General features: G+C 68.0%; 25 protein-coding genes. 15 read left to right on the top strand and 10 right to left on the bottom strand.

The features are described from left to right. Window positions 1-20: 20 nt before the first annotated feature. From GA0116996_RS13260 to GA0116996_RS13235, 6 genes are all read left to right on the top strand, one after another. The gene (locus GA0116996_RS13260; protein WP_018313560.1) at window positions 21-212 is read left to right on the top strand and encodes a 2-hydroxymuconate tautomerase; all 192 of its coding nucleotides are present in this window, start codon (window positions 21-23) and stop codon (window positions 210-212) included. A gap of 44 nt (window positions 213-256) precedes the next feature. Further along, the gene (locus GA0116996_RS13255) at window positions 257-1,201 is read left to right on the top strand and encodes an acetaldehyde dehydrogenase (acetylating) (RefSeq protein ID WP_092311937.1); all 945 of its coding nucleotides are present in this window, start codon (window positions 257-259) and stop codon (window positions 1,199-1,201) included. Window positions 1,202-1,245: 44 nt separating this feature from the next. Then, the gene (dmpG, locus tag GA0116996_RS13250) at window positions 1,246-2,301 is read left to right on the top strand and encodes a 4-hydroxy-2-oxovalerate aldolase (RefSeq protein ID WP_092311935.1); all 1,056 of its coding nucleotides are present in this window, start codon (window positions 1,246-1,248) and stop codon (window positions 2,299-2,301) included. Between the two features lie 264 nt (window positions 2,302-2,565). Then, window positions 2,566-4,203, top strand: coding sequence for a methyl-accepting chemotaxis protein (locus GA0116996_RS13245; protein WP_092312311.1), 1,638 nt, complete (start codon window positions 2,566-2,568; stop codon window positions 4,201-4,203). Between the two features lie 75 nt (window positions 4,204-4,278). After that, window positions 4,279-5,253 (top strand): threo-3-hydroxy-L-aspartate ammonia-lyase, encoded by a 975-nt coding sequence (locus GA0116996_RS13240; protein ID WP_092311932.1) that lies wholly within the window; start codon window positions 4,279-4,281, stop codon window positions 5,251-5,253. Between the two features lie 60 nt (window positions 5,254-5,313). Beyond that, a complete protein-coding gene (locus GA0116996_RS13235) occupies window positions 5,314-6,543 on the top strand; it encodes an RtcB family protein (RefSeq protein WP_092311929.1) in 1,230 nt (409 codons plus the stop codon). A 44-nt stretch (window positions 6,544-6,587) separates the two neighbouring features. On the opposite strand, the gene fliR is transcribed toward GA0116996_RS13235, so the two are convergent. From fliR to fliL, 7 genes are all read right to left on the bottom strand, one after another. Further along, on the bottom strand, window positions 6,588-7,373 hold the full coding sequence (gene fliR, locus GA0116996_RS13230; RefSeq protein ID WP_092311926.1) for a flagellar biosynthetic protein FliR: 786 nt from the start codon (window positions 7,371-7,373) through the stop codon (window positions 6,588-6,590). 79 nt (window positions 7,374-7,452) lie between these two features. Then, entirely contained in the window at window positions 7,453-7,722 is a 270-nt protein-coding gene (gene fliQ, locus GA0116996_RS13225) for a flagellar biosynthesis protein FliQ (protein ID WP_012355210.1), read from the bottom strand. A gap of 38 nt (window positions 7,723-7,760) precedes the next feature. Then, on the bottom strand, window positions 7,761-8,594 hold the full coding sequence (gene fliP, locus GA0116996_RS13220; RefSeq protein WP_092311923.1) for a flagellar type III secretion system pore protein FliP: 834 nt from the start codon (window positions 8,592-8,594) through the stop codon (window positions 7,761-7,763). Next, a complete protein-coding gene (fliO, locus tag GA0116996_RS13215; protein ID WP_092311920.1) occupies window positions 8,591-9,046 on the bottom strand; it encodes a flagellar biosynthetic protein FliO in 456 nt (151 codons plus the stop codon). The genes fliP and fliO overlap by 4 nt, the downstream gene beginning before the upstream one ends. After that, a complete protein-coding gene (gene fliN / locus GA0116996_RS13210; protein ID WP_092311917.1) occupies window positions 9,043-9,480 on the bottom strand; it encodes a flagellar motor switch protein FliN in 438 nt (145 codons plus the stop codon). The genes fliO and fliN overlap by 4 nt, the downstream gene beginning before the upstream one ends. After that, a complete protein-coding gene (fliM, locus tag GA0116996_RS13205) occupies window positions 9,473-10,492 on the bottom strand; it encodes a flagellar motor switch protein FliM (RefSeq protein WP_012355214.1) in 1,020 nt (339 codons plus the stop codon). The genes fliN and fliM overlap by 8 nt, the downstream gene beginning before the upstream one ends. Window positions 10,493-10,550: 58 nt before the next feature. After that, a complete protein-coding gene (fliL, locus tag GA0116996_RS13200) occupies window positions 10,551-11,042 on the bottom strand; it encodes a flagellar basal body-associated protein FliL (RefSeq protein WP_092311914.1) in 492 nt (163 codons plus the stop codon). Window positions 11,043-11,519: 477 nt separating this feature from the next. On the opposite strand from fliL, the gene acnB reads away from it, so the two are divergent. The 5 genes from acnB (at window position 11,520) to GA0116996_RS13175 (ending at window position 18,096) form a co-directional block, all read left to right on the top strand. After that, window positions 11,520-14,111, top strand: a complete 2,592-nt coding sequence (acnB, locus tag GA0116996_RS13195) for a bifunctional aconitate hydratase 2/2-methylisocitrate dehydratase (RefSeq protein ID WP_092311911.1) — start codon at window positions 11,520-11,522, stop codon at window positions 14,109-14,111. Between the two features lie 170 nt (window positions 14,112-14,281). After that, complete coding sequence (locus GA0116996_RS13190) at window positions 14,282-14,986, top strand: glutathione S-transferase N-terminal domain-containing protein (protein ID WP_092311908.1); 705 nt, start codon at window positions 14,282-14,284, stop codon at window positions 14,984-14,986. A gap of 124 nt (window positions 14,987-15,110) precedes the next feature. Next, entirely contained in the window at window positions 15,111-16,451 is a 1,341-nt protein-coding gene (locus GA0116996_RS13185) for a PQQ-dependent sugar dehydrogenase (RefSeq protein ID WP_092311905.1), read from the top strand. Window positions 16,452-16,696: 245 nt separating this feature from the next. Beyond that, window positions 16,697-17,521, top strand: a complete 825-nt coding sequence (locus tag GA0116996_RS13180) for a class I SAM-dependent methyltransferase (RefSeq protein ID WP_092311902.1) — start codon at window positions 16,697-16,699, stop codon at window positions 17,519-17,521. A 206-nt stretch (window positions 17,522-17,727) separates the two neighbouring features. After that, window positions 17,728-18,096: a hypothetical protein gene (locus GA0116996_RS13175; RefSeq protein WP_092311899.1), complete on the top strand. Its 369-nt coding sequence runs from the start codon at window positions 17,728-17,730 to the stop codon at window positions 18,094-18,096. A 45-nt stretch (window positions 18,097-18,141) separates the two neighbouring features. On the opposite strand, the gene GA0116996_RS13170 is transcribed toward GA0116996_RS13175, so the two are convergent. Further along, window positions 18,142-18,567 carry a type II toxin-antitoxin system VapC family toxin gene (locus GA0116996_RS13170; protein ID WP_092311896.1) on the bottom strand — a complete coding sequence of 142 codons (426 nt, stop codon included), beginning with the start codon at window positions 18,565-18,567 and terminating at the stop codon, window positions 18,142-18,144. Continuing rightward, window positions 18,567-18,803 (bottom strand): type II toxin-antitoxin system VapB family antitoxin, encoded by a 237-nt coding sequence (gene vapB, locus GA0116996_RS13165; RefSeq protein ID WP_092311893.1) that lies wholly within the window; start codon window positions 18,801-18,803, stop codon window positions 18,567-18,569. The genes GA0116996_RS13170 and vapB overlap by 1 nt, the downstream gene beginning before the upstream one ends. A gap of 138 nt (window positions 18,804-18,941) precedes the next feature. Between vapB and GA0116996_RS13160 the strand changes: the two genes are divergently transcribed. Next, window positions 18,942-19,802 (top strand): LysR family transcriptional regulator, encoded by an 861-nt coding sequence (locus GA0116996_RS13160; protein ID WP_092311890.1) that lies wholly within the window; start codon window positions 18,942-18,944, stop codon window positions 19,800-19,802. Between the two features lie 10 nt (window positions 19,803-19,812). Here GA0116996_RS13160 and GA0116996_RS13155 read toward each other — a convergent pair whose 3' ends face one another. Continuing rightward, window positions 19,813-20,058, bottom strand: coding sequence for a hypothetical protein (locus tag GA0116996_RS13155; RefSeq protein WP_092311887.1), 246 nt, complete (start codon window positions 20,056-20,058; stop codon window positions 19,813-19,815). A 231-nt stretch (window positions 20,059-20,289) separates the two neighbouring features. On the opposite strand from GA0116996_RS13155, the gene GA0116996_RS13150 reads away from it, so the two are divergent. From GA0116996_RS13150 to GA0116996_RS13140, 3 genes are all read left to right on the top strand, one after another. Continuing rightward, window positions 20,290-21,447 carry an acyl-CoA dehydrogenase family protein gene (locus GA0116996_RS13150; RefSeq protein ID WP_092311884.1) on the top strand — a complete coding sequence of 386 codons (1,158 nt, stop codon included), beginning with the start codon at window positions 20,290-20,292 and terminating at the stop codon, window positions 21,445-21,447. 384 nt (window positions 21,448-21,831) lie between these two features. Then, window positions 21,832-23,169, top strand: coding sequence for a TolC family protein (locus tag GA0116996_RS13145; protein ID WP_244159846.1), 1,338 nt, complete (start codon window positions 21,832-21,834; stop codon window positions 23,167-23,169). Between the two features lie 53 nt (window positions 23,170-23,222). Continuing rightward, window positions 23,223-24,416 (top strand): efflux RND transporter periplasmic adaptor subunit, encoded by a 1,194-nt coding sequence (locus tag GA0116996_RS13140; protein ID WP_092311879.1) that lies wholly within the window; start codon window positions 23,223-23,225, stop codon window positions 24,414-24,416. The last annotated feature ends 5 nt before the right edge of the window (window positions 24,417-24,421 follow it).

The following is a 24,421-nucleotide window of genomic DNA, read 5'->3' as shown; positions in this document are numbered from 1 at the left end:
ACCTGCCAAGGAGACACAACATGCCGATCATGCAGGTCTTCCTGATCGAAGGCCGTACCGAAGAACAGAAGGCGCGCCTGATCCGCGCGCTGACCGATGCCGCGGTCGAGGCAGTGGGCGCGCCGGTGGAAACCGTGCGCGTGATGATCACCGAAGTGCCGAAGACGCAGTTTGGCATCGGCGGCAAGACTGCCAGGGAACTGGGCCGCTGAGGCGGCGTCAGCAGCGCAAACAGCCATAGCGAACAGGAAGAGACATGGACATGAAAGCAAGCGGCCGCCACAAGGTGGCCATCATCGGGTCCGGCAATATCGGCACCGACCTGATGATCAAGGTGATGCGGCACGGCCGCCATCTGGAAATGGGGGCGATGGCGGGCATCGATGCCGCGTCGGACGGCCTGGCCCGTGCCGCGCGCCTGGGCGTGCCGACGACCGCCGCGGGCATCGAAGGGCTGGTCGGCATGCCGGGTTTCGAAGAGATCCGCATTGCCTTCGACGCCACGTCTGCCGGCGCCCATGCGCATCACAACCGCGTGCTGCAGCAGCACGGCGTGCGCGTGGTCGACTTGACGCCGGCGTCGATCGGTCCCTATGTGGTGCCCGTGGTCAACCTGGACCAGCACCTGGACGCGCCCAACATCAATATGGTCACCTGCGGCGGGCAAGCCACCATTCCCATGGTGGCAGCGGTGTCGCGCGTGGCCAGGGTGCATTACGCCGAGATCGTGGCGTCGATCTCCAGCAAGTCGGCCGGCCCCGGCACGCGCGCCAATATCGACGAGTTCACCGAAACCACCAGCCAGGCGCTGTGTTCGGTGGGCGGCGCGGCGCGCGGCAAGGCCATCATCGTGCTCAACCCGGCGGAGCCGCCGCTGATGATGCGCGATACGGTCTTCACCTTGTCCGAGGACGGCGACGAGGCGGAAATCGCCGCAAGTGTCGAAGCCATGGCGCAGGCGGTGCAGGCCTATGTGCCGGGCTACCGGCTCAAGCAGCGCGTGCAGTTCGAGCGCATCGCAGCGTCGGCGCCGCTGAACATCCCCGGACTGGGGCCGATGCACGGGCTCAAGACTTCGATCTTCCTGGAGGTGGAGGGCGCCGCGCATTACCTGCCCGCCTACGCCGGCAACCTCGACATCATGACCAGCGCCGCGCTGGCCTGCGCCGAGCGCCTGGCCGAGACCCGGCTGTCGGCCTGAGCGCGGCGCCTCGCCTTGAACGCATCGAAAGCAGGAAGACCAACATGACCGCACAACCTACCAAGAAGCTCTACATCTCCGACGTGACGCTGCGCGACGGCAGCCACGCGATCCGCCACCAGTACAGCCTGGAACACGTGCGCCGCATTGCCGCGGCGCTCGACGCGGCCCGCGTCGATTCGATCGAAGTGGCGCACGGCGACGGGCTGTCGGGCTCCAGCTTCAACTACGGCTTCGGCGCGCACACCGACCTGGAATGGATCGCGGCCGTGGCCGAAACCGTGCGCCATGCCCGCGTGGCCACGCTGCTGCTGCCGGGCGTGGGCACCGTGCATGACCTGCGTGCCGCCTACGACGCCGGTGCGCGCGTGGTGCGCGTGGCCACCCACTGCACCGAGGCCGACGTCTCGCGCCAGCATATCGAATACGCGCGCAAGCTCGGCATGGATACCGTCGGCTTCCTGATGATGAGCCACATGACCACGCCCGCGGCGCTGGCGCAGCAGGCGAAGCTGATGGAAAGCTACGGCGCCCAGTGCGTGTATGTGGTCGATTCCGGCGGCGCGCTGGGCATGCAGGACGTGCGCGAGCGCTTCCGCGCCTTCAAGGAGGTGCTGCGGCCCGAAACCCAGACCGGCATGCATGCCCACCACAACCTGAGCCTGGGCGTGGCCAACTCGATTGTCGCGGTGGAGGAAGGCTGCGACCGCATCGATGCCAGCCTGGCCGGTATGGGCGCCGGCGCCGGCAACGCGCCGCTCGAGGTCTTTATCGCCGCCGCCGAACGCCTGGGCTGGCAGCACGGCTGCGACCTCTACACGCTGATGGATGCCGCCGACGACATCGTGCGCCCGCTGCAGGACCGCCCGGTCCGTGTCGACCGCGAGACCCTGGCGCTGGGCTACGCCGGGGTCTATTCCAGCTTCCTGCGCCATGCCGAAGCCGCCGCGGCGCGCTACGGGCTGGGCACCGTCGACATCCTGGTCGAACTGGGCAAGCGGCGCATGGTGGGCGGGCAGGAGGACATGATCGTGGATGTTGCGCTGGACCTGCTGGCGCGGCGCGATACGCCGGCCGTTGCGAGTGGCGCCGGAGTGTGAGCTGCGGCGCACCCCCTTTCGCTTCCTCGCGCCAATTGGACGCGTCCCCCACTCTCGTGGGGAACAGTTCACCGGCTCCCTACCGTTAGCCCCCGCAACAAAGAGCACGGATGCCAGCCAGGGCCATGCGCCCTGGCGATGCCGCATACCGTGTCGACCGGCAGGAACGGGCGCGCAGTGGCATGCCGCAGTCGGGCATGCAACAGGGTTAGAACCATAACAACGGAAGCGCATACGTCTTCTTGGACGGTAAGGGGAGTGATCATGAGTTTTTTCAGGAGTCTGTCTATCCGCACGCGGCTGCTGGCCGGGTTCGGCACGCTGGCGGGCGTGGTGCTGGTGGTGTCGGCGTACTCGCTGCATGCGCTTGGCGAGGCGACGGCGGGTTTCAATGACTACCTGAACGGGTTGAACGCACGGGCGGAAATGGCCGCGCAGGTGCGCAACGCGGTCGACCGGCGTGCCATCGCGGCGCGCAACCTGGTGCTGGTGACGGATGCGGCGGAGCTGGAGCGCGAGAAGGCCGACGCCCTGCGCGCGCACGAAGACGTGCAGGCCCGGCTGGCGCGGCTCAGCGAGATGGTGCGCCAGCCTGGCGTCAGCGATGAGGCGCGCAAGCTGGTCGAGGACGTCGCCAGGGTCGAGGCGCAGTATGGTCCGGTCGCCACCGGCATTGTCGGGCTGGCGGTCGAGCGCAAGATCGAGGAGGCCATCGGCCGGATCGACAAGCAATGCCGTCCGTTGCTGGCGGCGCTGATCAAGTCGACCGATGCCTATGCCGAGTTCACCAAGGCCCGCCAGAAGGAAATGGAGCGCAGGCTCGAGACGGACTACGAGCGCCAGCGCAACCTGCTGATCCTGATCTCGCTGGTGTCCGCGGTCATTGCGCTGGCCGGCGGCGTGCTGATCACGCGAGCCATCACGCGCCCGATCCAGCGCGCCGTGGAGGTGGCCGGCACCGTGGCCGGCGGCGACCTGGGCGCGCGCATCGAAGTGGATCGCCATGACGAGACCGGCCGCCTGCTGGCGGCGCTGCGCGACATGAACGAGCGCCTGACCGCCACCGTGACCAGCGTGCGCGCCAGCAGCGGCAATATCGCCATCAGCACCAGCGAGATCGCCCGCGGCAATGCCGACCTGAGCAGCCGCACCGAGGAGCAGGCGGCCTCGCTGGAGCAGACCGCGGCCAGCATGGAGGAGCTGACCGAGACCGTGCGCCAGAACACCGAAAATGCGCGCCAGGCCAGCGAACTCGCGCGCAGCGCCGCCGATGTGGCGCAGCGCGGCAGCACCACGGTGCAGCGCGTGGTCGGCACGATGCAGGACATCAGCGCCAGCTCGAACAAGATCGCGGAGATCACCGGCATCATCGAGGGCATCGCCTTCCAGACCAATATCCTGGCGCTGAACGCCGCGGTGGAAGCGGCACGCGCCGGCGAGCAGGGCCGGGGCTTTGCCGTGGTGGCGAGCGAGGTGCGCGGGCTGGCCCAGCGCTCGTCGAGCGCGGCCAAGGAGATCAAGGAACTGATCGAGGCGTCTGGCCGGCAGGTGCAGGATGGTTCGTCGCTGGCCAGCGAGGCGGGCCAGACCATGGCCGAGGTGACCCAGGCAGTGGCGCGCGTAACCGGCATCGTCGAGGAAATTGCCACGGCGTCGGCCGAGCAGACCCGCGGCATCGAACAGGTCAACCAGGCCATCGTGCAGATCGACCAGGTCACGCAGCAGAACGCGTCGCTGGTGAGCGAGGCGGCCAATGCCTCGCGCGCGCTGGAAGAGCAGGGCCGCGAGCTGAGCGAGGTGGTGGCGTTCTTCCGCCTGCCCGGCGAAGCGGGGACCATGGCGGTGGGCGCCGGCACGCTGGCCGCGCCGCGGCGCACGGCGCACCGGCTGGCCAGCGCATAGCCGCCGGCGCGCATGGCTGCGCGCAGGCGCCGGGGCGGGTAAACTGGCCGGTCCCGACCCCTTATTGCCAACGCCATGACAGCCCTGCCGATTACTTTCGACGACGTCGCCGCCGCCCACGAACGGATACGCGCGGCGGCGCACCGCACCCCGGTGCTGACCTCGGCCACCGCCGACGCCGCCACCGGCGCGCAGCTGTTCTTCAAGTGCGAGAACTTCCAGCGCATCGGCGCCTTCAAGTTCCGCGGCGCCTACAATGCCATTGCCCAGTTCACGCCGCAGCAGAAGGCGGGCGGGGTGCTGGCGTTCTCTTCCGGCAACCACGCGCAGGCCATCGCGCTGTCGGCGCGCCTGCTGGGCGTGCAGGCGGTGATCGTGATGCCGCAGGACGCCCCCGCGATCAAGATCGAGGCCACGCGCGGCTATGGCGCCGAGGTGGTGCTGTACGACCGCTACCGGGATGACCGCGAGGCCCTGGGCCGGCGCATTGCGAGCGAACGGGGCATGACGCTGATCCCGCCCTACGACCATCCGCACGTGATGGCCGGGCAAGGCACCGCGGCCAAGGAACTGTTCGAGGAAACCGGCCCGCTGGACATGCTGGTGGTGTGCCTGGGCGGCGGTGGCCTGCTGTCCGGCTGCGCGGTTGCGGCACAGGCGATGTCGCCCGGCTGCGCGGTGTACGGTGTCGAGCCCGAGGCCGGCAACGACGGCCAGCGCAGCCTGCGCAGCGGCGAGATCGTCCGCATCGACACCCCGCGCACCATTGCCGACGGCGCGCAGACGCCGTACCTGGGCAACCACACCTTCGCCGTGATCCACGAGCTGGTGACGGATATCGCCACCGTGTCGGACGCCGAACTGGTCGAGACCATGAAGTTCTTCGCCGGCCGCATGAAGATAGTCGCCGAGCCCACCGGTTGCCTTGCCGCGGCCGCGGTGCTGCATGGCAAGCTCGATGTGAAGGGCAAGCGCGTGGGCATCATCGTGTCGGGCGGGAATGTGGACCTGGGGGCGTTTGCCGGCTTTGTCGGACAGGGCGGCCGCTAGGGAATCCTTGGCAAGCCCCGGCCTCTAAGCTGCAAAGCGTGACGACGGGGGCAGGCTGACATGGCGGACAAGCATCAATACGACGTACTCGACACCGGCGCCGGCAAGCCGGTCAAGCTGTGGACGCGCGGCGTGCCGGTGGAGGGCGCCGCGCGCGAGCAACTGGTGAACACCGCCCGGATGCCGTTTATCTTCCGCCATCTGGCGGTGATGCCGGACGTACATCTGGGCAAGGGGTCGACCATCGGTTCCGTGATTCCGACCGTCGGCGCCGTCATTCCCGCGGCGGTGGGTGTCGATATCGGCTGCGGCATGATGGCGGTGAAGACCTCCCTGACCGCCGCCGACCTGCCCGACAACCTGGGCCAGCTGCGCAGCGCGATCGAGCACGCCGTGCCGCATGGCCGCAGCGCGCAGGGCGGGCGGCGCGACCAGGGCGCCTGGGGCAATGCGCCGGCGCACGTCGACGCCGCCTGGGCCGAGATGGCGCCGGGCTTTCGCCGCATCACCGACAAATACCCGCACCTGGCGCGCGCCAACCATCGCAACCACCTCGGCACGCTCGGCACCGGCAACCACTTCATCGAGGTGTGCCTGGACGAGGCGCAGTCGGTCTGGTTCATGCTGCACAGCGGCTCGCGCGGCATCGGCAATGCCATCGGCACCACCTTTATCACGCTGGCGCAGCAGGACATGCGCCAGCACCTGGCCAACCTGCCGGACCGCGACCTGGCTTACCTGGTGGAAGGCTCCTCGCACTACGAGGACTACATCTACGCGGTGTCATGGGCGCAGGCCTACGCCCGCCGCAACCGCGAGCTGATGATGGAGGCGGTGCTGGCCGCGGCGCAGCGGGTGCTGCGCAAGCCGTTCCAGGCCCGGCTCGAGGCGGTGAACTGCCATCACAACTACGTGCAGAAGGAACACCACTTCGGCGCCGACGTGCTGGTCACGCGCAAGGGCGCGGTCAGCGCGCGCGCCGGCGAGCTGGGCATCATCCCGGGCTCGATGGGCGCGCGTTCGTTCATCGTGCGCGGCAAGGGCAATCCGGAGTCATTCAGCTCCTGCAGCCACGGCGCCGGCCGCACCATGAGCCGCAGCGAAGCCAAGCGCCGCTTCACCGTGGCCGACCAGAAGCAGGCCACCCAAGGCGTGGAATGCCGCAAGGACGCCGCCGTGATCGACGAGATCCCGATGGCGTACAAGGACATCGATGCGGTGATGGCGGCGCAGGCGGATTTGGTGGAGGTGGTGCATACGCTGCGGCAGGTGGTGTGCGTGAAGGGTTGAGTGGGGCGGCGGAGCCCGCCTTGCCGCGCCGGCCGCCACGCGGCCTACCGCCCGAACTGCCCCAGCACCGTCCCCACCGCCTCCAGCCCCGCCTCGATCATGTGCTGCATGTAGCTGCCCATCTGCGGCATCACCAGCATCAGCACCAGCAGCCCGCCCGACAGCGTCACCGGGAAGCCCACCGCGAAGATCGACAGTTGCGGCGAGGCGCGGTTGAGGATGCCCATGGCCAGGTTCAGGATCAGCAGCGCGGCGATCATCGGCAGTGCGAGCAGCAGGCCGGAGGCGAACACCATGCCGCCGGCGCGGGCCACGGCCATGGCGCCGCCGGCGGACAGCGGGGTGCCGCCGATGGGCAGGCTGTTGAAGCTGTCGACCAGCGCGCCCAGCATCAGCAGGTGGCCGTCCAGCGCCAGGAACAGCAGCACCGCGATCAGGTTCAGGAAGCGCGACAGCACCATGGTCTGGCCGCCGGCGGCGCGGTCGAAGAAGGACGCGAACGACAGGCCCATCTGCAGGCCGATGATCTCGCCGGCCTGCTGCACGGTGGCAAACACCAGCCGCATGACGAAGCCCGTGGCCAGGCCGATGCCGACTTCATTGAGGATGATCAGCAGCCCGTCGAAGGAGTACACCGGCACCACCGGCAGCTGGGCGATGGTGGGCGAGACCACCATCGCGATCATTGCCGACAGCGCGATCTTGGCGCGCCGCGGGATGGTCGATTCACCGAACAGCGGCGCGGTGCCGAGCAGCGCCAGGATGCGGAAAAACGGCCACAGGAAAGCCGCGAGCCAGCCGTAGAGCTGGGCTGAGGTGAACTCGATCACGGCGGCGGGTCAGCGGGCAGGCGGGGTGAAGTGCGGCAACGGTGGCGATAGCGGCGGATGGCGGCGTCGGCGGCCGCCGTCAGTGCGCCAGCGCAGGGATGCTCTGGAACACCTCGCGCATGTAGTCGACCATCGCGTTGATCATCCACGGGCCGGCCAGCACCATGGTGGCGAACAGGGCGATCAGCTTGGGGATGAAGCTCAGCGTCATCTCGTTGATCTGGGTCGCGGCCTGGAACAGGCTGACCACCAGGCCGGCGGCCAGCGCCACCAGCAGCAGCGGGGCGGCCAGCAGCAGGGTCATCTTCATCGCCTGGGTGGCGATGGTCATTACGGTCTCTGGGGTCATGGATCTTGCGAAGGAAAGGCTGGCGCTGGCGGCCGGCGTCAGCTCATGAAGCTCTGCGCCAGCGATCCCAGCAGCAGTTGCCAGCCGTCGACCAGCACGAACAGCATCAGCTTGAACGGCAGCGAGATGGTGGCGGGCGGCACCATCATCATGCCCATCGCCATCAGCACGCTGGCCACCACCAGGTCGATGATCAGGAACGGGATGAAGATGGTGAAGCCGATCTGGAACGCGGTCTTCAGTTCGCTGGTGACGAAGGCCGGCACCAGGATGCTGAGCGGCACTTCCTCCGGTCCCTGCATCTCCGGCGCCTTGGCCATCTGCGCGAACATGGCCAGGTCCTTCTCGCGGGTCTGGCGCAGCATGAAGGCCTTGAGCGGCTCGGCGGCCTTGGCCGCGGCGGCCTCCAGGCTGAGCTTGTTCTCGGACAGCGGCTTGTAGGCGTCGTTGTAGACGCGGTCGAACACCGGGGCCATCACGAAGAAGGTCAGGAACAGCGACAGGCCCACCAGCACCTGGTTGGGCGGCGAGGTGGCCGTGCCCAGCGCGTTGCGCAGCAGCCCCAGCACGATGATGACGCGGGTGAAGCCGGTCATCATCAGCATCGCCGCGGGCAGGAACGACAGCGAGGTCAGCAGCACCAGCGTCTGCACCGGCAGCGACCAGATCTGGCCGCCGCCCGGGGCAGGCTTGCTGATCACGCCTGGCAGCGCCTGGGCCCACGCTTGAGCGGGCGCCAGCGCGGCAAGGGCCAGCAGCAGCGCCAGCACGGACAGCCGGGCCAGCAGCGGCGAGGGCAACAACGAAGCCGGGCGCGCGGCGCGGCCTGCGCGCGGCAGCAGTCGCCACGGCGTGGCAAGCGGGGAAGTCATGATTTGAATTGGGCCTGCATCGAGCGCAGCAGCTTCTCGGCGAAGCTGCCGCCGGTGGGCGGTTGCGACGGTCCGGCGACGACGTGCGCGCCGGTCTGGCCGGCGGCCGGCGATCCTGCCGCCATGGTGTGCAGCGGCCGGATTTCGCCGGGGCTGACGCCCAGCACCAGCCAGGTATCGCCGACCTCGACCAGCACCAGGCGCTGGCGTGCGCCCAGCATGGTGCTGCCGACTACCTTCATCGCGCCGCCGGTGGCGTGGCGCACCAGGCCGGCACGCCGTGCCATCCAGGCCAGGCCCAGGATCAGCGCGATGATGGCGAACAGTCCCAGCCCGGCCTGCGCCAGGCTGGCGGCGCCGCCGATGGCGGGCGCCTGCGTGCCTTCGGCGGCGGTTGCGGCGCAGGGAAGCGCGGCAAGCGCAGCCAGCAGGGCGCGGGTTGCGGCTGTCATTTGTTCAGCTTCCGGATGCGTTCGGACGGCGTGATGATGTCGGTCAGGCGGATGCCGAACTTGTCGTTGACCACCACCACTTCGCCTTGCGCGATCAGGTAGCCGTTGACCAGCACGTCCATCGGCTCGCCGGCCAGGCCGTCGAGTTCCACCACCGAGCCCTGCGCCAGCTGCAGCAGGTTCTTGATCGGCACCTTGGTGCGGCCCAGTTCCACGGTCAGCTGCACCGGGATATCGAGGATCATCTCGATATCGTTGCGGAAGCCGCTCGGCGCTTCCTTGGCCAGCGGCGGGAAGACCGTGGCCGCCGCCGGCGTGGCGGCGGGCGCGGCAGCGGCGGGGATCTCGGCGGAAGTGGCGCTGGTCTGCTCGGCCAGCGCGCTGGCCCAGTCGTCCATCGGGTCGACCGGCTTGTCCTCGATGCCGTCAGTCATAATCGGTGTCCTCGGTATCCAGGTGGGAATCGCCGTCCTGGTGATTGATCATTCGTTCTACCCGCAGCGCGTACTGGCCGTTCATGGTGCCGAAGCCGCATTGCATCACGGGCACGCCGTCCACCTTGCCGAACACCTTCTCGGGCAGCTCGATCGGCAGTACGTCGCCGGCGCGCATCGCCAGCACTTCGGCGACGGTGCTCTGCAGGTGCGCGAATTCGGCCACCAGCTCGACCTCGGCCGCGCGCAGCTGCGTGGACAGCTGCGTAACCCAGCCCTTGTCGACCTCTTTCTCGTCCTGCAGCGGATTCATCAGCAGGTCCTTGAGGGGCTCGATCATCGCGTACGGCAGGCATACGTGCAGCTGCCCGCCGACGGCGCCCAGCTCGATGTGGAAGGCGGTGGTCACCACGGCCTCGTTGTGCGTGGCGACGTTGGCAAACTTGGGGTGCATCTCCGAGCGGATGTACTCGGTCTCGATCGGATGCACGGTGCGCCAGGCATTGCCGTAGCTGGTCAGCGTCAGCTCCAGCATGCGCTGGATGATGCGTTGCTCGGTCTGGGTGAAGTCGCGCCCTTCCACGCGGGTGTGGAAGCGGCCGTCGCCGCCGAACAGGTTGTCGACCACCAGGAAGACCAGGTTGGGGTCGTAGACGAACAGCGCGGTGCCGCGCAGCGGCTTCAGGTGGACCAGGTTGAGGTTGGTCGGCATCGGCAGGTTGCGCGCGAAATCGCCGAACTTCTCGATCCTGACGCTGCCCACGGAGATGTCCGCGCCGCGGCGGATGAAGTTGAACAGCGCCGTGCGCAGCGAGCGCGCAAAGCGCTCGTTGATGATTTCCAGCGTATGCAGGCGGCCGCGGATAATGCGTTCCTGCGTCGCCAGGTTGTAGGGGCGTACCCCGCCCTCGTCGGGCGCAGTCTCGCTGGCCTTGGGCGTATCGGCCTCGCCGGATACGCCCTTGAGCAGCTCGTCTACCTCGTCTTGCGAGAGGAACTTGTCGTAGGCCATCTAGTGTCCTGCCCCTTGTGCGGCGTTATGGATGAAACGTGCTGCCCAGGCTTCTCGCTTACTGCACCACGAACGAGGTGAACAGCACGTCCAGCACGTGTTGCGCCGGCAGGCCGCTGGCAAACGGCTTGCTGATGGTGTCGCGGATGTCGTCGGCCAGCTTGCGCTTGCCGTCGACGGTAGCCAGCTCGGCCGGCTGCCGCGCGGACAGCAACAGCAGGATGCGGCTGCGTGCTTCGGGCAGGTACTGGGCCAGGCGCGCCTGGGTGGCGGCGTCAGCCACCTTCAGCGACAGCCCGGTGTGCAGGAAGCGGTCGCCGTCCTCGCTGCGCAGGTTGACGGTGAACGCGTCCAGCGGCACGAAGATCGGCGGCGGGATGACCGGAGCGGCGGGCGCTGCGGGCGCCGCCGGCTGGCGGTTGCTCAGCACGCTGCCCAGCACGAAGCCTCCGGCACCCAGTGCCACAACCAGCACGCCGGCGCCGATCAGCAGCAGCCGGCCGCGCTTGCCTGTGTTGCCAGTCCGGGGAGGGGAAGCCGTGTTCGCCATGAGAAGCCTGTATCGGAATGCCTGCCATTCTTCCGGAATCGCAGGCCAGCAAAGGGCCGAAAAAAAGGGGGAAACCCTTTCAGCTTGGCCATTTGAGCGGAAAGGGAGCAGGGCGCTAAAGCGAGCGGGCGCCTTTGTGTTGCGCGCCTGCAGGCTGGTTAACGCAGCTTGGTCGGGGAACTTGAGGGCGGCGGGGCAGGGGACGGCGCGATGACGCACAACATCGCCGGTCTGGGTGCACGCTATGGCCGGCCCTGCGGCGGCTGGCCGGCGCCCAGGCTTGCGCATTCCCTACTACGCTACTCGGGTAGCCGTCCATGCAAAACAACAACTCATCCATTCTCCAAGCCATTGTTTGATATGGGATTTGGTTCCAACACTCTTATATAAGATATAAGACATTTGACCCAGGAGCCGCTTCGGACTACAATCGCGACGTACCGAGTCTTTCTAAACCTAATTACTCAGCAGGTTCCCATGCTTGAAAACTATCGCGCACATGTGGCCGAGCGCGCCGCGCTTGGCATCCCCCCTCTGCCCCTGACCGCCAAGCAGACGGCCGAGCTGATCGAACTGCTGAAGAACCCGCCCGCCGGCGAAGAACAGAACCTGGTTGAGCTGATCTCCAACCGCGTTCCCGCCGGCGTCGACGACGCCGCCAAGGTCAAGGCCTCGTACCTGGCCGCCGTGGCGCTGGGCAAGGAACAGTGCGCGCTGATCTCGCGTGCCAAGGCCACCGAGCTGCTGGGCACCATGCTGGGCGGCTACAACATCTCGCCGCTGATCGAGCTGCTGGACGATGCCGAAGTCGGCACCGTCGCCGCCGACGCGCTGAAGAAGACCCTGCTGATGTTCGACGCCTTCCACGACGTGAAGGAGAAGGCGGACAAGGGCAACGCCAACGCCAAGGCCGTGCTGCAGAGCTGGGCCGACGCCGAGTGGTTCACCAGCCGTCCGGAAGTGCCGCAAAGCCTGACCATCACCGTGTTCAAGGTGCCCGGCGAAACCAACACCGACGACCTGTCGCCGGCGCCGGACGCCACCACCCGCCCGGACATCCCGATGCACGCGCTGGCGATGCTGAAGAACAAGCGCGAGGGCGCGGCGTTCCAGCCGGAAGAAGACGGCAAGCGCGGCCCGATCAAGTTCATCGAATCGCTGAAGGAAAAGGGCCACCTGGTCGCCTACGTGGGCGACGTGGTCGGTACCGGTTCCTCGCGCAAGTCCGCCACCAACTCGGTGCTGTGGTTCACCGGTGAAGACATCCCGTTCATCCCGAACAAGCGCTTCGGCGGCGTGTGCCTGGGCAACAAGATTGCCCCGATCTTCTACAACACCATGGAAGACGCCGGCGCGCTGCCGATCGAACTGGACGTGTCGCAGATGGAAATGGGCGACGTGGTCGAACTGCGCCCGTACGAAGGCAAGGCCCTGAAGAACGGCGCCGTGATCGCCGAGTTCAAGGTCAAGTCGGACGTGCTGTTCGACGAAGTCCGCGCCGGCGGCCGTATTCCGCTGATCGTCGGCCGTGGCCTGACCGCCAAGGCGCGCGAGGCGCTGGGCCTGGCCCCGTCGACGCTGTTCCGCCTGCCGCAGAACCCGGCCGATACCGGCAAGGGCTTCACGCTGGCGCAGAAGATGGTTGGCCGCGCCTGTGGCCTGGCCGAAGGCAAGGGCATCCGCCCGGGCACGTACTGCGAGCCGAAGATGACTTCGGTGGGCTCGCAGGACACCACCGGCCCGATGACCCGCGACGAGCTGAAGGACCTGGCTTGCCTGGGCTTCTCTGCCGACCTGGTGATGCAGTCGTTCTGCCACACCGCCGCCTACCCGAAGCCGGTCGACGTCAAGACGCACCATACGCTGCCCGAGTTCATCAGCACCCGCGGCGGCATCTCGCTGCGCCCGGGCGACGGCGTGATCCACTCGTGGCTGAACCGCATGCTGCTGCCCGACACCGTCGGCACCGGCGGCGACTCGCACACCCGCTTCCCGATCGGCATCAGCTTCCCGGCCGGTTCGGGCCTGGTCGCCTTTGCCGCCGCCACCGGCGTGATGCCGCTGGACATGCCGGAATCGGTGCTGGTCCGCTTCAAGGGCCAGATGCAGCCGGGCGTGACCCTGCGCGACCTGGTCAACGCGATCCCGCTGTACGCGATCAAGCAAGGCCTGCTGACCGTGGCCAAGCAAGGCAAGAAGAACATCTTCTCGGGCCGCATCCTGGAAATCGAAGGCCTGCCTGACCTGAAGGTCGAGCAAGCGTTCGAGCTGTCGGATGCGTCGGCAGAGCGTTCGGCCGCCGGTTGCACGGTGCGCCTGAACAAGGACCCGATCATCGAATACATCAACAGCAACATCACGCTGCTGAAGTGGATGATCGCCCAGGGCTATCAAGACCCGCGCAGCCTGCAGCGCCGCATCAAGGCCATGGAAGCATGGCTGGCCGATCCGAAGCTGCTGGAGCCGGACGCCGACGCCGAATACGCCGCCGTGATCGAGATCGACCTGGCCGACGTGCATGAGCCGATCGTGGCCTGCCCGAACGACCCGGACGACGTCAAGACCCTGTCCGACGTGGCTGGCGCCAAGATCGACGAAGTCTTCATCGGTTCGTGCATGACCAACATCGGCCACTTCCGCGCAGCGTCCAAGCTGCTGGAAGGCAAGCGCGACATCCCGGTCAAGCTGTGGGTGGCCCCGCCGACCAAGATGGACCAGAAGCAGCTGACCGAGGAAGGCCACTACGGCGTGTTCGGCACCGCCGGTGCCCGCACCGAAATGCCGGGCTGCTCGCTGTGCATGGGCAACCAGGCACAGGTGCGCGAAGGCGCCACGGTGATGTCGACCAGCACCCGCAACTTCCCGAACCGCCTGGGCAAGAACACCAACGTGTACCTGGGTTCCGCCGAACTGGCGGCAATCTGCTCGCGCCTGGGCCGCATCCCGACCAAGGACGAGTACATGGCCGATATTGGCGTCATCAACCAGAATGGCGACAAGATCTACAAGTACATGAACTTCGACCAGATCGAGGACTTCAAGGAAGTGGCCGACGGCGTGACGGTGTAAGCTGCCGCAGCAAGCTGGCATGAGGAAGGGGCCCCGCGGGGCCCCTTTTGTTTTGCAGGACCCTGCAGGTCCGGGTGCCCTGCAAGCGCGGCGACACCGGTTTATGATCGGGCTCTTTCGTTGTCCGGCAGCTTCCCCATGGCGTGGAAGTGCCCGAACCAGGAGCCCGTGTGCCCGATCTGTCCGCTTTTCCTATCACCCGCAAATGGCCGGCGCAGCATCCCGACCGCATCCAGCTGTATTCGCTGCCGACGCCCAACGGCGTCAAGGTGTCGATCATGCTGGAAGAGACCGGCCTGCCGTACGAGCCGCACCTGGTGAGCTTCGACACCGACGACCAGCTGTCGCCGGAATTCCTGTCGCTGAACCCGAACAACAAGATCCCGGCCATCCTCGACCCGCAGGGTCCGGGCGGCAAGCCGCTGGCGCTGTTCGAGTCGGGCGCGATCCTGCTGTACCTGGCCGACAAGTCGGGCAAGCTGATTCCCGCCGATCCGGCGCGTCGCTACGAGACCATCCAGTGGGTGATGTTCCAGATGGGCGGCATTGGCCCGATGTTCGGCCAGCTGGGCTTCTTCCACAAGTTTGCCGGCAAGGACTATGAGGACAAGCGCCCGCGCGACCGCTACGCAGCAGAGAGCCGGCGCCTGCTCAAGGTGCTCGAGCAGCGCCTGGAAGGCCGCGCCTGGATCATGGGCGACGAGTACACCATTGCCGACATCGCGACCTTGCCGTGGGTGCGCAACCTGGTTGGCTTCTACGAGGCTGGCGACCTGGTCGGCTTCAAGGACTTCGTCAATGTGCGGCGCGTGCTGGATGCGTTCGTGCAGCGTCCGGCGGTGGTGACGGGGCTGGATACGCCGCATCGGGGCTGAGCGCGCCGGGGTCGGGCATCGTCCTACACGGTGCCTTCCGCGGCGCCTACAGAGCGCCGGTCGCTCTACGTCCTATAGTCCAGGCACAGGCGCGCGGCCCTGCGTGGCCTGAGGAGCCCGGACCATGCCGATGCCGACCCCCTTGCGCTTGTTGCGCACCGCCATGCTGGCGGGCGCCGTGCCCGTGATCGCCACGCTCGCCGCCTGCGGCGAATCCGCCAAGCTGCCCTCCGAAGCCGGCTTCGGACCCACGCCGCAGCTGCCGCCGCCCCACGAGACTGCCATCCCCACCGTCAAGATCGCGCCGGCCATCGGCTGGGCCCCGGGCCAGCGCCCGGTGCCGGCCGAAGGCATGGCGGTGACGGCCTTCGCCGACAAGCTCGACCATCCGCGCTGGGTTTATGTGCTGCCCAATGGCGACGTGCTGGTGGCCGAGAGCAACGCGCCGCCCAAGCCCGACGACGGCAAGGGCCTCAAGGGCTGGATCATGAAGATGGTGATGAAGCGCGCCGGGGCCGGCACGCCCAGCGCCAACCGCATCACGCTGCTGCGCGACAGCAACGGCGACGGCGTCGCCGACCAGCGCTCGGTGTTCCTGAAGGATGTGAATTCGCCCTTCGGCATGGCGCTGGTCGGCAATGACTTCTACGTCGCCGCCACCGATGCGCTGCTGCGCTTCCCCTACCAGCCCGGCCAGACCGAAATCTCCGCCGCGCCGCAGAAGGTGGTCGACCTGCCCGGCGGTCCGCTCAACCATCACTGGACCAAGAGCCTGATCGCCAGCCGCGATGGCAGCAAGCTGTACGTGACCGTGGGCTCGAACAGCAACGTGGGCGAGAACGGCATGGACAAGGAAGTCGGCCGCGCCGCGATCTGGGAGGTCGACCGCAAGACAGGCTCGCACCGCATCTTTGCCAGCGGCTTGCGCAACCCCAACGGCATGGCGTGGGAGCCGGTCACCGGCATGCTGTGGACCGCCGTCAACGAGCGCGACGAGATCGGCAGCGACCTGGTGCCGGACTACATCACCTCGGTGCGCGACGGCGGCTTCTACGGCTGGCCCTACAGCTACTACGGCCAGCATGTGGACCAGCGCGTGAAGCCGCCGGCACCGGACCTGGTGGCCAGGGCCATCGCGCCCGACTATGCCGTGGGCGCGCACACCGCCGCGCTCGGCCTGGCCGCGGCCGGCGGCAACAGCCTGCCGGCACGCTTCAGCGAAGGCATGTTCGTCGGCCTGCATGGTTCGTGGAACCGGCGCCCGCTGGCGGGCTACAAGGTGATCTTCGTACCGTTCAGCCAGGGCCGGCCGCAGGGCGCACCGTTCGACGTGCTGACCGGGTTTGTAGACGACGACGGCAAGGCGCGCGGGCGACCGGTGGGCGTGGCGATCGACAAGCGCGGCGGCTTGCTGGTGGCCGACGATGTCGGCAATACGGTCTGGCGGGTCAGCGGCGCAAGATGAGGCCGCTTTAGCGGGGGCAGGCGGTCGCAGCCTGCCTGATTGCCGCCGGCGTGGCCACAGCGCGCTTCGCCTGAACGGGTGAAGCGCCACGCAGGGGTGCTTGCCTGGGCGCCTGGCCACTGCCTGTGCGCGGCGCTGTCTATACTTGGCTTGACCGGGTTCTCAGGACGCATCTGCGCTGCGTCCGCACACCAACATCACCAATACACGCCCGCCCGTCTGGACATCGACGCCGAGGAGTAGGCATGGACCACACCGCAGATTCGTTTCGCGCCTTTGAGCTGGCTGGCTGGGAAGACCCGGAAGTCGTCAGCCGGTACCAGGAGCATCTGTCGCACGTGACCCGGCAATCAGTCGAGGCCCTGCTGGACGCCGCGCATGTGGCCGGCGGGCAGCGCGTGCTCGATGTCGCGTCCGGCTCTGGCTACGTCGCGGCGGGGGCGGTGCAGCGCGGGGCCGAGTCGGTCGGCATCGATTTCGCGCTGGCGCAAGTGCAACTGGCGCGCAAGCTGCATCCCGAGGTCCACTACGAGCAGGCCGACGCGCAGGCGCTGCCGTTCGGCGATGCCAGCTTCGACGCCGTGGTCAACGGCTTTGGCCTGTGCCATATGTCCGACCCGGACGCGGCGCTGGCCGAGGCCTTCCGCGTGTTGCGCCCGGGCGGGCGCATCGCCTTCACGGTATGGGATACGCCCGAGCGCGCGGTCGGCTTCGGCGCGGTCTATGCCGCGATCCGCGCCTATGGGTCGATGGATGTCGATATCCCGGTCGGGCCGAATTTCTTCCTGTTCAGCGATCCCGGCCATTGCCGCAGCGCCTTGCAGCAGGCCGGCTTTGTCATGCCGACCTGCCGCAGCGTGCCGCAGGTCTGGCGCTTCTCCACGCCCGACCAGCTGTTCGATGCGCTGGCCCAGGGCACCGTGCGCGCCGCCGCCACGCTGCGCGCCCAGACCCCCAAGGCCCGCGACGAAATCCGCGCCGTGCTGCGGGGCACCGTTGCCGGCTACATGCGCGGCAGCGGCTTCGAGGTGCCGATGCCGGCGGTGCTGGCGGCGGCGGTCAAGCCCTGAGCCAGGGATGTTGGATGCCGGCCGACACCTATGGTGCCGGCGTCGGCCCGGTCCCACCACTCCACTCCCGGAATGTGACGCAATCCAGGCCGTAGCCGGCCTTGGCCGGCATTAGCCCGGTGGCACGGTCATTGCGCAATGGACAGCGAGCGCGGCGCCGCGGCTCGTTGTGCCACCTGCCAGCAATGGCTTCCCGGAGAGTCCCGATGAATACTCGATCCCCATGCCAGAACGGGCAGGCCGCGTCGCGCCCGTCCGCCATCCGACGCCGTTCGCGCCAGGCCATGGTGCTGCTGCGCGTGCTGGGCTTATGCCTCAACAGCGTCGCCTGCGCGCAGTCCGAGGCGCCGCAGGCCGCCACGGCGCCCGCCGTGCAGGCCGTGACCCCGGAGCGCAAGTTTGCGCCCGGCTACCTCGAGGCCGCCGCGACCGGCTATGACAACGGCCTGGCGTGGCAGGAGCCGGAAGGCATCGTGCCGCTGCGGCCGCCTCGCGAGGCGCGCAACGCGCCGGTGGCGCCGATGGCGGACGCCGTGCCGGTTGCCATGCCGGCGGCGGGGCGGGCACGGCCGTAGCGCTGAGCAAGCGTGAAGTTTGCCGAACAGGCGGGGGCTATCGACCTATCGACCCGTGGCTGTAGCCGGGCGCGGCGCGGTCCAGTCTTCGACGCGCAGGCCCGGATAGGCGCCAAAGTCGCGGATGTTGCGCGTGACCACAGTCAGGCCTTCGGCAATGGCATGCGCGGCAATCAGCTTGTCCAGCGCATCGGCCTTGCGTTCGCGCGTGGCGGCACGGACCGGACCGTAAGCGCGCACCGCCGCCGCATTGAGTGGTAGCACCGGCACGCGCCCGATCAGCGCCTGCAAGGCGCGCCGTGCTCGCTGCGGATCGCGCGAGACGGTGATGCCGTATTCCAGTTCGGCCAGGCTGACAGCGGACAACACCACATCCCCTTCGAAGCACTGTGCAAGGCGCTCGGCAACCTGCGGCGGCTGGTTCTTCATCAGGTAGATGCACATGTTGGTGTCGAACATATACCGGGCCATCAGAACCCCTCCCGATCGGCCTGGGTCTGGTCTTCGCGCCCTTGCGCCATGAAGTCGTCGGGGAAGGCGGCGAATACCTCGAGCAGTCCGGTCAGGCGCCGTCGCGCGGGCCGGATGCGCAGCTCATCGCCGATCCGCTCGATTTCAAACTGCATGTCCGTGTCGGGATAGGCCAGTTCTGCGGGAATGCGCACCGCCTGGGAGTTGCCGTTGCGGAAGATCCGGGTGAAAGGCATTGAGAGTTCCATGTACATCCCTGTAGGTACAAAGCTTAGCACCATTGAAGCAGATGTACATCCTCGTGTGTATGTCCCGATTCTCAGTTTGGGATCCTTGCCTACAATACGCCACATCGCCATGCAACCGTCACCGCCATGGACATCGAACTCGCCCACACCTTCCTGCAAGTCGTGCGCGACGGCAGCCTGCTGGCCGCCGCCGACAAGCTGCATGTCACCCAGACCGCCGTCACCGCGCGCATCAAGAGCCTGGAGGCGCAGCTGAACTGCCGGCTGTTCGAGCGCAACAAGGCTGGGGCGCGCTTGACGCCGGACGGGCAGCGCTTTCTCGGCTACGCCAGCCAGCTGGTGCAGACCTGGGAGGCGGCGTGCCGCGAGCTGCCGTTGCCGACGGGGCTGGCCAGCCTGTTCCGCTATGGCACCGAGATCAGCCTGGGCAATCCGCTGGTGCTGCTGTGGGCGACGCGCCTGCGCCAGCGCATGCCGGCGCAGGCGGTGCGGGCGGAAGTGGGCGAGGGCGCGGAGTTGCAGCGCAGGCTGCAGTCGGGCGCGCTCGATGCCGCGCTGGTGTACCAGCCGGAATACGCGCCCGGCATGCACGTGGAAGCGCTGATGGAAGAGAAGCTGGTGCTGATCCGCTCGACCCAGCGCGACGGCGGCTATGTCTATGTCGACTGGGGCCCGGAGTTCCGCCGCCAGCATGACAGCGCGTTGCCGGAGCATGCACGCGCGTCGCTGTACTTCAACCTGGGGCCGCTGGCGCTGCAGTACATCCTGCAGTACGGCGGCAGCGGCTATTTCCGTACGCGCGTAGTGCAGAGCTACCTGGACAGCGGGGCCCTGGCGCGCGTCGCCGGCGCGCCGGAGTTTTCATATCCCGTGTTCCTGGTCTGCGCCAAGGCGCCCGCCGGACCGGCGCGGGAAGCCGTGGATATCCTGCGCGAGATCGTGCGGGAAGAATCCGACTGGTCGCAGCGCTGGGACTTCCCGCAATAGTGCCCGGCGCTCAGATCCGCACCGGCACCAGTTGACCCGAAGGCGCGGGCACGGCCACCAGGCGCCACTGCCGCACGCGCCGCGTCCGGCCGCCGCCGCCCCGGCGTGGCGGGCGGGGTTCCAGGCCGGCAAAGCGCCCATGCAACTGCGCGCGCGCAAAAACAGGTTCCGGCACTCGCGTGCCGATCAGCCAGGTGACGCTGATCCCCGACGCCACCAGTGCCAGCGCAAGCCCAATCCAGAGGATGGCTTCCATGGTTCCCGCTCCATCGAATCGTTATCTGTGATTCCAGTATTGGCACAAAGCGTGCCGGCGGGTAAATGAAAGTTATTTGCGCTTCATATCAATAAAATTGCATTCAACGGGCTTTTCGCTGCAAGACGACCCGTTCCTCCACGGTAAGAAAAATCATCTGTTCCGACGAATCTCATAGGCGTTGCCCGACCGACACTGACCCGGTCTATCGCCAAACACCTGGAGACCCCGATGCAACGCCTGATCTTCGAAGCCGAACACGACGCCTTCCGCGAATCCGCCCGCCGCTTCTACCAGCGCGAGGTCGGCCCGCACGGCGAGCGCTGGCGCGAGCAGGGCTGCGTGGACCGCGAGGTGTTCCGCAAGGCCGGCGAGCAGGGCTACCTGCTGATGTGGGCCGACGAGCAATACGGCGGCGCCGGCGTGCAGGACTTCCGCTACGAGCAGATCCTGATCGAGGAAAACGCGCGCCATGGCGACTCCGGCTTCTTCGGCACGCTGCACTCGCGCCTGGTGGCGCCCTACATCGGCCGCATCGGCAATGAAGAGCAGCGCCGGCGCCTGCTGCCCGCGGCCGCGCGCGGCGAGTCGATCTTTGCCGTGGCCATGACCGAGCCGCAGACCGGTTCCGACCTGGCCGGCATCCGCACCCGCGCCGAGGACCATGGCGACCACTGGGTGCTGAACGGCGCCAAGACCTATATCTCGAACGGCCAGCTGGCCGACGTGGTGGTCGTGGTGGCCCGCACCGACCCGGAGCGCAGCCATGGCCTGACGCTCTTCATCGTCGAGCGCGGCATGCCGGGCTTCGAGCGCGGACGCAAGCTGCGCAAGCTGGGCCTGCACTCGCAGGACACCTCGGAACTGTTCTTCGACAACGTCAAGGTGCCCAAGGCCAACGTGCTGGGCGAGCCCGGCCAGGCCTTCCGCTACCTCACCCGCCATCTGGCCGAGGAGCGCCTGATCGGGGCCTGCGGCTACATGGCGTCGGCGCAGGTGGCGTTCGATATCACGCTGGACTACGTGCGCGAGCGCAAGGCCTTCGGGCGCGCCATCGGCACGTTCCAGAACTCGCGCTTCAAGCTGGCCGAACTGCGCGCGCAGCTGGATGCGCTGCAGACCTTTGTCGACCAGTGCGTGCTGCAACACAATGCCGGCACGCTGACGGTGGAGACCGCGGCGTCGGCCAAGCTGCTGACCTCCGAGCTGCAGGGACGCATGGTCGACGAGGGCGTGCAGCTGCACGGCGGCGCCGGCTATATGGAGGAATACCGCATCTGCCGCATGTATGCCGATGCGCGCATCTCGCGCATCTATGCCGGCAGCAGCGAGATCATGAAGGAGATCATCGGCCGCGGCCTGGGGCTGGATGACCGGGTGAAGGCATAAACGCAGTTAGGAATGTTCCGACGGCACGGCTGGCAACGGCCGTGCCGTTTGTCGTTTTTTCCGACGGTTCAGTAAATTCGCGCGGTTAAAGGTTTTTGTCAGGGGAATGAAAGCCGTTTGTAAAACGGTTCGGTTTGAATGCGGGCGGGAGATCGTGTCCCTATGACGTGAACCGCATCTGGGCAGCGGGCGAGGGCGCACCAAGACAGCCACGCCGCGCGACCGCATCGCGGACCGTGGCGCAGGATGATGTTCTTGCGCCGCGGTGCAACCGTTCGGTGGGCACGGTCGTTTCGCTGCAGACCGTTTTCGAACCGAGCCCGACTGACCGTGCCTGTTGTCTTATCCCGTATTACAGTAGGTTCCCTGCTGGGTTTGGCGGCCATGGCGAGCCTGGCCGCCGAACGTCCCGCCGCTCCGGTTTCCTCCGCTGATTCCGCGCAAGTCGCCCCGGCCGATGGCCCTTGCACGCCGCCGCCCGCGGGCGCTGCGCTGACGCTGGCGCAGGCGCGCCTTGACGCATTGCGCTGCAACCGCACCGTCATCGCCGCGCGCCGCGGCGTGGAAGCCAGCCAGGCCGATGTCCAGATTGCATCGCAGCGTCCCAACCCCGTGCTGAGCCTGGGCGTCGAGAACATCAACCCGCATGCCGGCATCGGCGCGGGCAACCTGCGCAGCAAGACCGTGGATTCCACGGTGCGCGTGGACCAGCTGATCGAGACCGCCAACAAGGGCGGCCTTCGCGTCGACGCCGCGCGCAAGGCTAGCGACGCCGCCGGCGAATCGGTGCAGGCCGTAGTGGCACAACAGGCCGGCATGGTGGAGCAGGCCTTCTTCGATGCCCTGGCCAGCCAGGAACGCGTCGCCGTATTGCGGGAAACGCTGGCGCTGTACGCGCGCACCCGCCAGGCCAGCGAGACGCGCCTCAGGGCCGGCGACGTGGCGCGCGCCGAGGTGACCAGGCTGCAGCTCGATGCGCTGCGCGCGCAGAACGACCTGCGCCAGGCCGTCACCGACCATTACCGCGACAAGGCCCTGCTGGCGCAGGCGATGGGCGTGCCCGGCACGCTCGCCGACAACCGGCTGGTGGCCGACTGGCCGGCGCTCGACGCCGCCGTGCCGCCGCCGGACCCCGATACCCTCCAGCGTCGCCCCGACGTGACCGCGGCCGAGGCGCGCCTGGCCGCCGCCGCGGCAGCGCGTGACCTGGCACGCGCGGGGCGCGTGCCGGATGTGACCATCGGCGCGCAGGCCGAGCACTATCCGGTCTCGCCCGCCAACAGCGGCGGCTCGGGGAACAGCTTTGGCGTGTTCCTGCAGATACCGCTGCCGGTGCGCCACAGCAACGGCGGCGAGGCGCGCCGCGCCGAGGTCGATTACTACGCGGCGCTCGACGACCGCAACCGCGTGATGCTGGAGGCCGGCAACGAGATCGAGCGGCTGCGCAGCCAGCTCGAGAGCGCGCGCCAGTCGCTGCGGCAGATGCGCGACGAGGTGCTGCCCGCCGCGGAAAGCGTCGCCGGCAGCGCGGAGTTTGCCTACCGCAAGGGCGCCACCGGTGTGCTCGATTTGCTCGATGCGCGCCGCGCGCTGCGCCAGACCCGGCTGGACGCGGTGGTCGCGCAGGGCGAATACGCCAAGGCGCTGTCGGCATACCGCGCCGCGCTGCAGACCTCGACCACCACGCCCACCCAAGCTACCGGCACCGCCGCGCGCCCCTGAACCGCCGTTGCCGCGATCCCCTCATGAGTTTCCTGTCACCCATGTCTCGTCGCATGTCATCCTCCCACGCCATTTTGCCGGCACCTGTTGCCATGCTGTTCGCCATGTCGTTGTGCGCGCTGGCGCTGGCCGCGTGCGGCAGGTCGGACGCCCCGCGGGCCGATGACGATCCCACCGTCAGCGGCAATACCATCCGCTTCCCTGCCAGCGTGAAGACGCTGCCCGGCATCGCCGGCGACGCCGCGACCACCGGTGGCGAACGCATGCTGAGCCTGCCCGGCCGGCTGGTGTGGAACGAGGACAAGACCGTGCGCGTGGCGACGCCGTTTGCCGGGCGCGTGACCGGGGTGCTGGTGCAGCCGGGCGCCACCGTCAAGGCCGGCCAGCCGCTGGCGACGCTGACTTCGCCGGATTTCGGCATGGCCCAGGCCGATGCGCGCAAGGCCGCCGCCGACAGCGCGGTCGCGGCCAAGGCGCTGGCGCGCCAGCGCGAGCTGTACGGTGCCGGCATCATCGCGCAAAAGGAACTGGAGCAGGCCCAGGCCGATGCCGCGCGTGCCGCGGCGGACCTGCAGCGCACCCAGGCGGCGCTCGCGCAGTACGGCTCGGGCGCGGCAGGCGCGGGCGGTGTCAACCAGCGCTTTGCGCTGCGCAGCCCGATCGACGGCCTGGTGGTCGAGCGCAACATCAATCTCGGCATGGAGCTGCGCCCCGACCAGCCCCCGGTCGCGCCGCTGTTCCTGGTGACCGACCCGACCACACTGTGGGCGCAGGTCGATGCGGGCGAGGCCGACCTGAGCCTGTTCAAGCCCGGTGTCGAAGTGCAGCTGGCCACCGCCGCCTGGCCCGGCGAAACCTTTGCCGGCACCGTGGTCAAGATTGCCGACTATGTCGACCCGACCGCGCGCAGCATCAAGGTGCGGCTGAACGTACCCAATCCCGAACGCCGCCTGAAGGCGGAGATGTTCGTCACCGCCAGGCTGCCGGCGGCCTCGTTCCAGGGCATCGCGGTGCCGTCCAAGGCGGTGTTCCTGGCCGACAACCGCAACTATGTGTTCGTGCGCACCGCGCCCAACACCTTCGAACGCCGACTGGTGCGCGTGGGCGTGACGCTGCCCGGCACCACCGAGCTGCTCGATGGCGTGCGGGACGGCGAGACCGTGGTCAGCGAAGGCAACCTCTACCTGCAGGACATCCTGCGCGATGCCACCGCGGTGAACGCGGCGCGCGCGGCGGAAAAAAACTGAGGACG

This window comes from Cupriavidus alkaliphilus (assembly GCF_900094595.1).
Classification (GTDB): Bacteria; Pseudomonadota; Gammaproteobacteria; order Burkholderiales; family Burkholderiaceae; genus Cupriavidus; species Cupriavidus alkaliphilus.
The sequence above is the reverse complement of the archived record's forward strand: the minus strand, read 5'-3'. Positions and strand labels throughout refer to the sequence as shown.

Coding starts and splice junctions, on each gene's coding strand:
- GA0116996_RS13170 (WP_092311896.1), bottom strand. CDS start 18,567: ATGGCCCGGTATATGTTCGACACCAACATGTGCATCTACCTGATGAAG.
- GA0116996_RS13150 (WP_092311884.1), top strand. CDS start 20,290: ATGCAACGCCTGATCTTCGAAGCCGAACACGACGCCTTCCGCGAATCC.
- acnB (WP_092311911.1), top strand. CDS start 11,520: ATGCTTGAAAACTATCGCGCACATGTGGCCGAGCGCGCCGCGCTTGGC.
- GA0116996_RS13155 (WP_092311887.1), bottom strand. CDS start 20,058: ATGGAAGCCATCCTCTGGATTGGGCTTGCGCTGGCACTGGTGGCGTCG.
- GA0116996_RS13160 (WP_092311890.1), top strand. CDS start 18,942: ATGGACATCGAACTCGCCCACACCTTCCTGCAAGTCGTGCGCGACGGC.
- GA0116996_RS13240 (WP_092311932.1), top strand. CDS start 4,279: ATGACAGCCCTGCCGATTACTTTCGACGACGTCGCCGCCGCCCACGAA.
- GA0116996_RS13180 (WP_092311902.1), top strand. CDS start 16,697: ATGGACCACACCGCAGATTCGTTTCGCGCCTTTGAGCTGGCTGGCTGG.
- dmpG (WP_092311935.1), top strand. CDS start 1,246: ATGACCGCACAACCTACCAAGAAGCTCTACATCTCCGACGTGACGCTG.
- GA0116996_RS13175 (WP_092311899.1), top strand. CDS start 17,728: ATGAATACTCGATCCCCATGCCAGAACGGGCAGGCCGCGTCGCGCCCG.
- GA0116996_RS13235 (WP_092311929.1), top strand. CDS start 5,314: ATGGCGGACAAGCATCAATACGACGTACTCGACACCGGCGCCGGCAAG.
- GA0116996_RS13145 (WP_244159846.1), top strand. CDS start 21,832: ATGGCGAGCCTGGCCGCCGAACGTCCCGCCGCTCCGGTTTCCTCCGCT.
- GA0116996_RS13245 (WP_092312311.1), top strand. CDS start 2,566: ATGAGTTTTTTCAGGAGTCTGTCTATCCGCACGCGGCTGCTGGCCGGG.
- GA0116996_RS13260 (WP_018313560.1), top strand. CDS start 21: ATGCCGATCATGCAGGTCTTCCTGATCGAAGGCCGTACCGAAGAACAG.
- GA0116996_RS13140 (WP_092311879.1), top strand. CDS start 23,223: ATGTCATCCTCCCACGCCATTTTGCCGGCACCTGTTGCCATGCTGTTC.
- fliL (WP_092311914.1), bottom strand. CDS start 11,042: ATGGCGAACACGGCTTCCCCTCCCCGGACTGGCAACACAGGCAAGCGC.
- GA0116996_RS13185 (WP_092311905.1), top strand. CDS start 15,111: ATGCCGATGCCGACCCCCTTGCGCTTGTTGCGCACCGCCATGCTGGCG.
- fliN (WP_092311917.1), bottom strand. CDS start 9,480: ATGACTGACGGCATCGAGGACAAGCCGGTCGACCCGATGGACGACTGG.
- fliP (WP_092311923.1), bottom strand. CDS start 8,594: ATGACTTCCCCGCTTGCCACGCCGTGGCGACTGCTGCCGCGCGCAGGC.
- GA0116996_RS13255 (WP_092311937.1), top strand. CDS start 257: ATGGACATGAAAGCAAGCGGCCGCCACAAGGTGGCCATCATCGGGTCC.
- fliM (WP_012355214.1), bottom strand. CDS start 10,492: ATGGCCTACGACAAGTTCCTCTCGCAAGACGAGGTAGACGAGCTGCTC.
- fliO (WP_092311920.1), bottom strand. CDS start 9,046: ATGACAGCCGCAACCCGCGCCCTGCTGGCTGCGCTTGCCGCGCTTCCC.
- fliQ (WP_012355210.1), bottom strand. CDS start 7,722: ATGACCCCAGAGACCGTAATGACCATCGCCACCCAGGCGATGAAGATG.
- vapB (WP_092311893.1), bottom strand. CDS start 18,803: ATGCCTTTCACCCGGATCTTCCGCAACGGCAACTCCCAGGCGGTGCGC.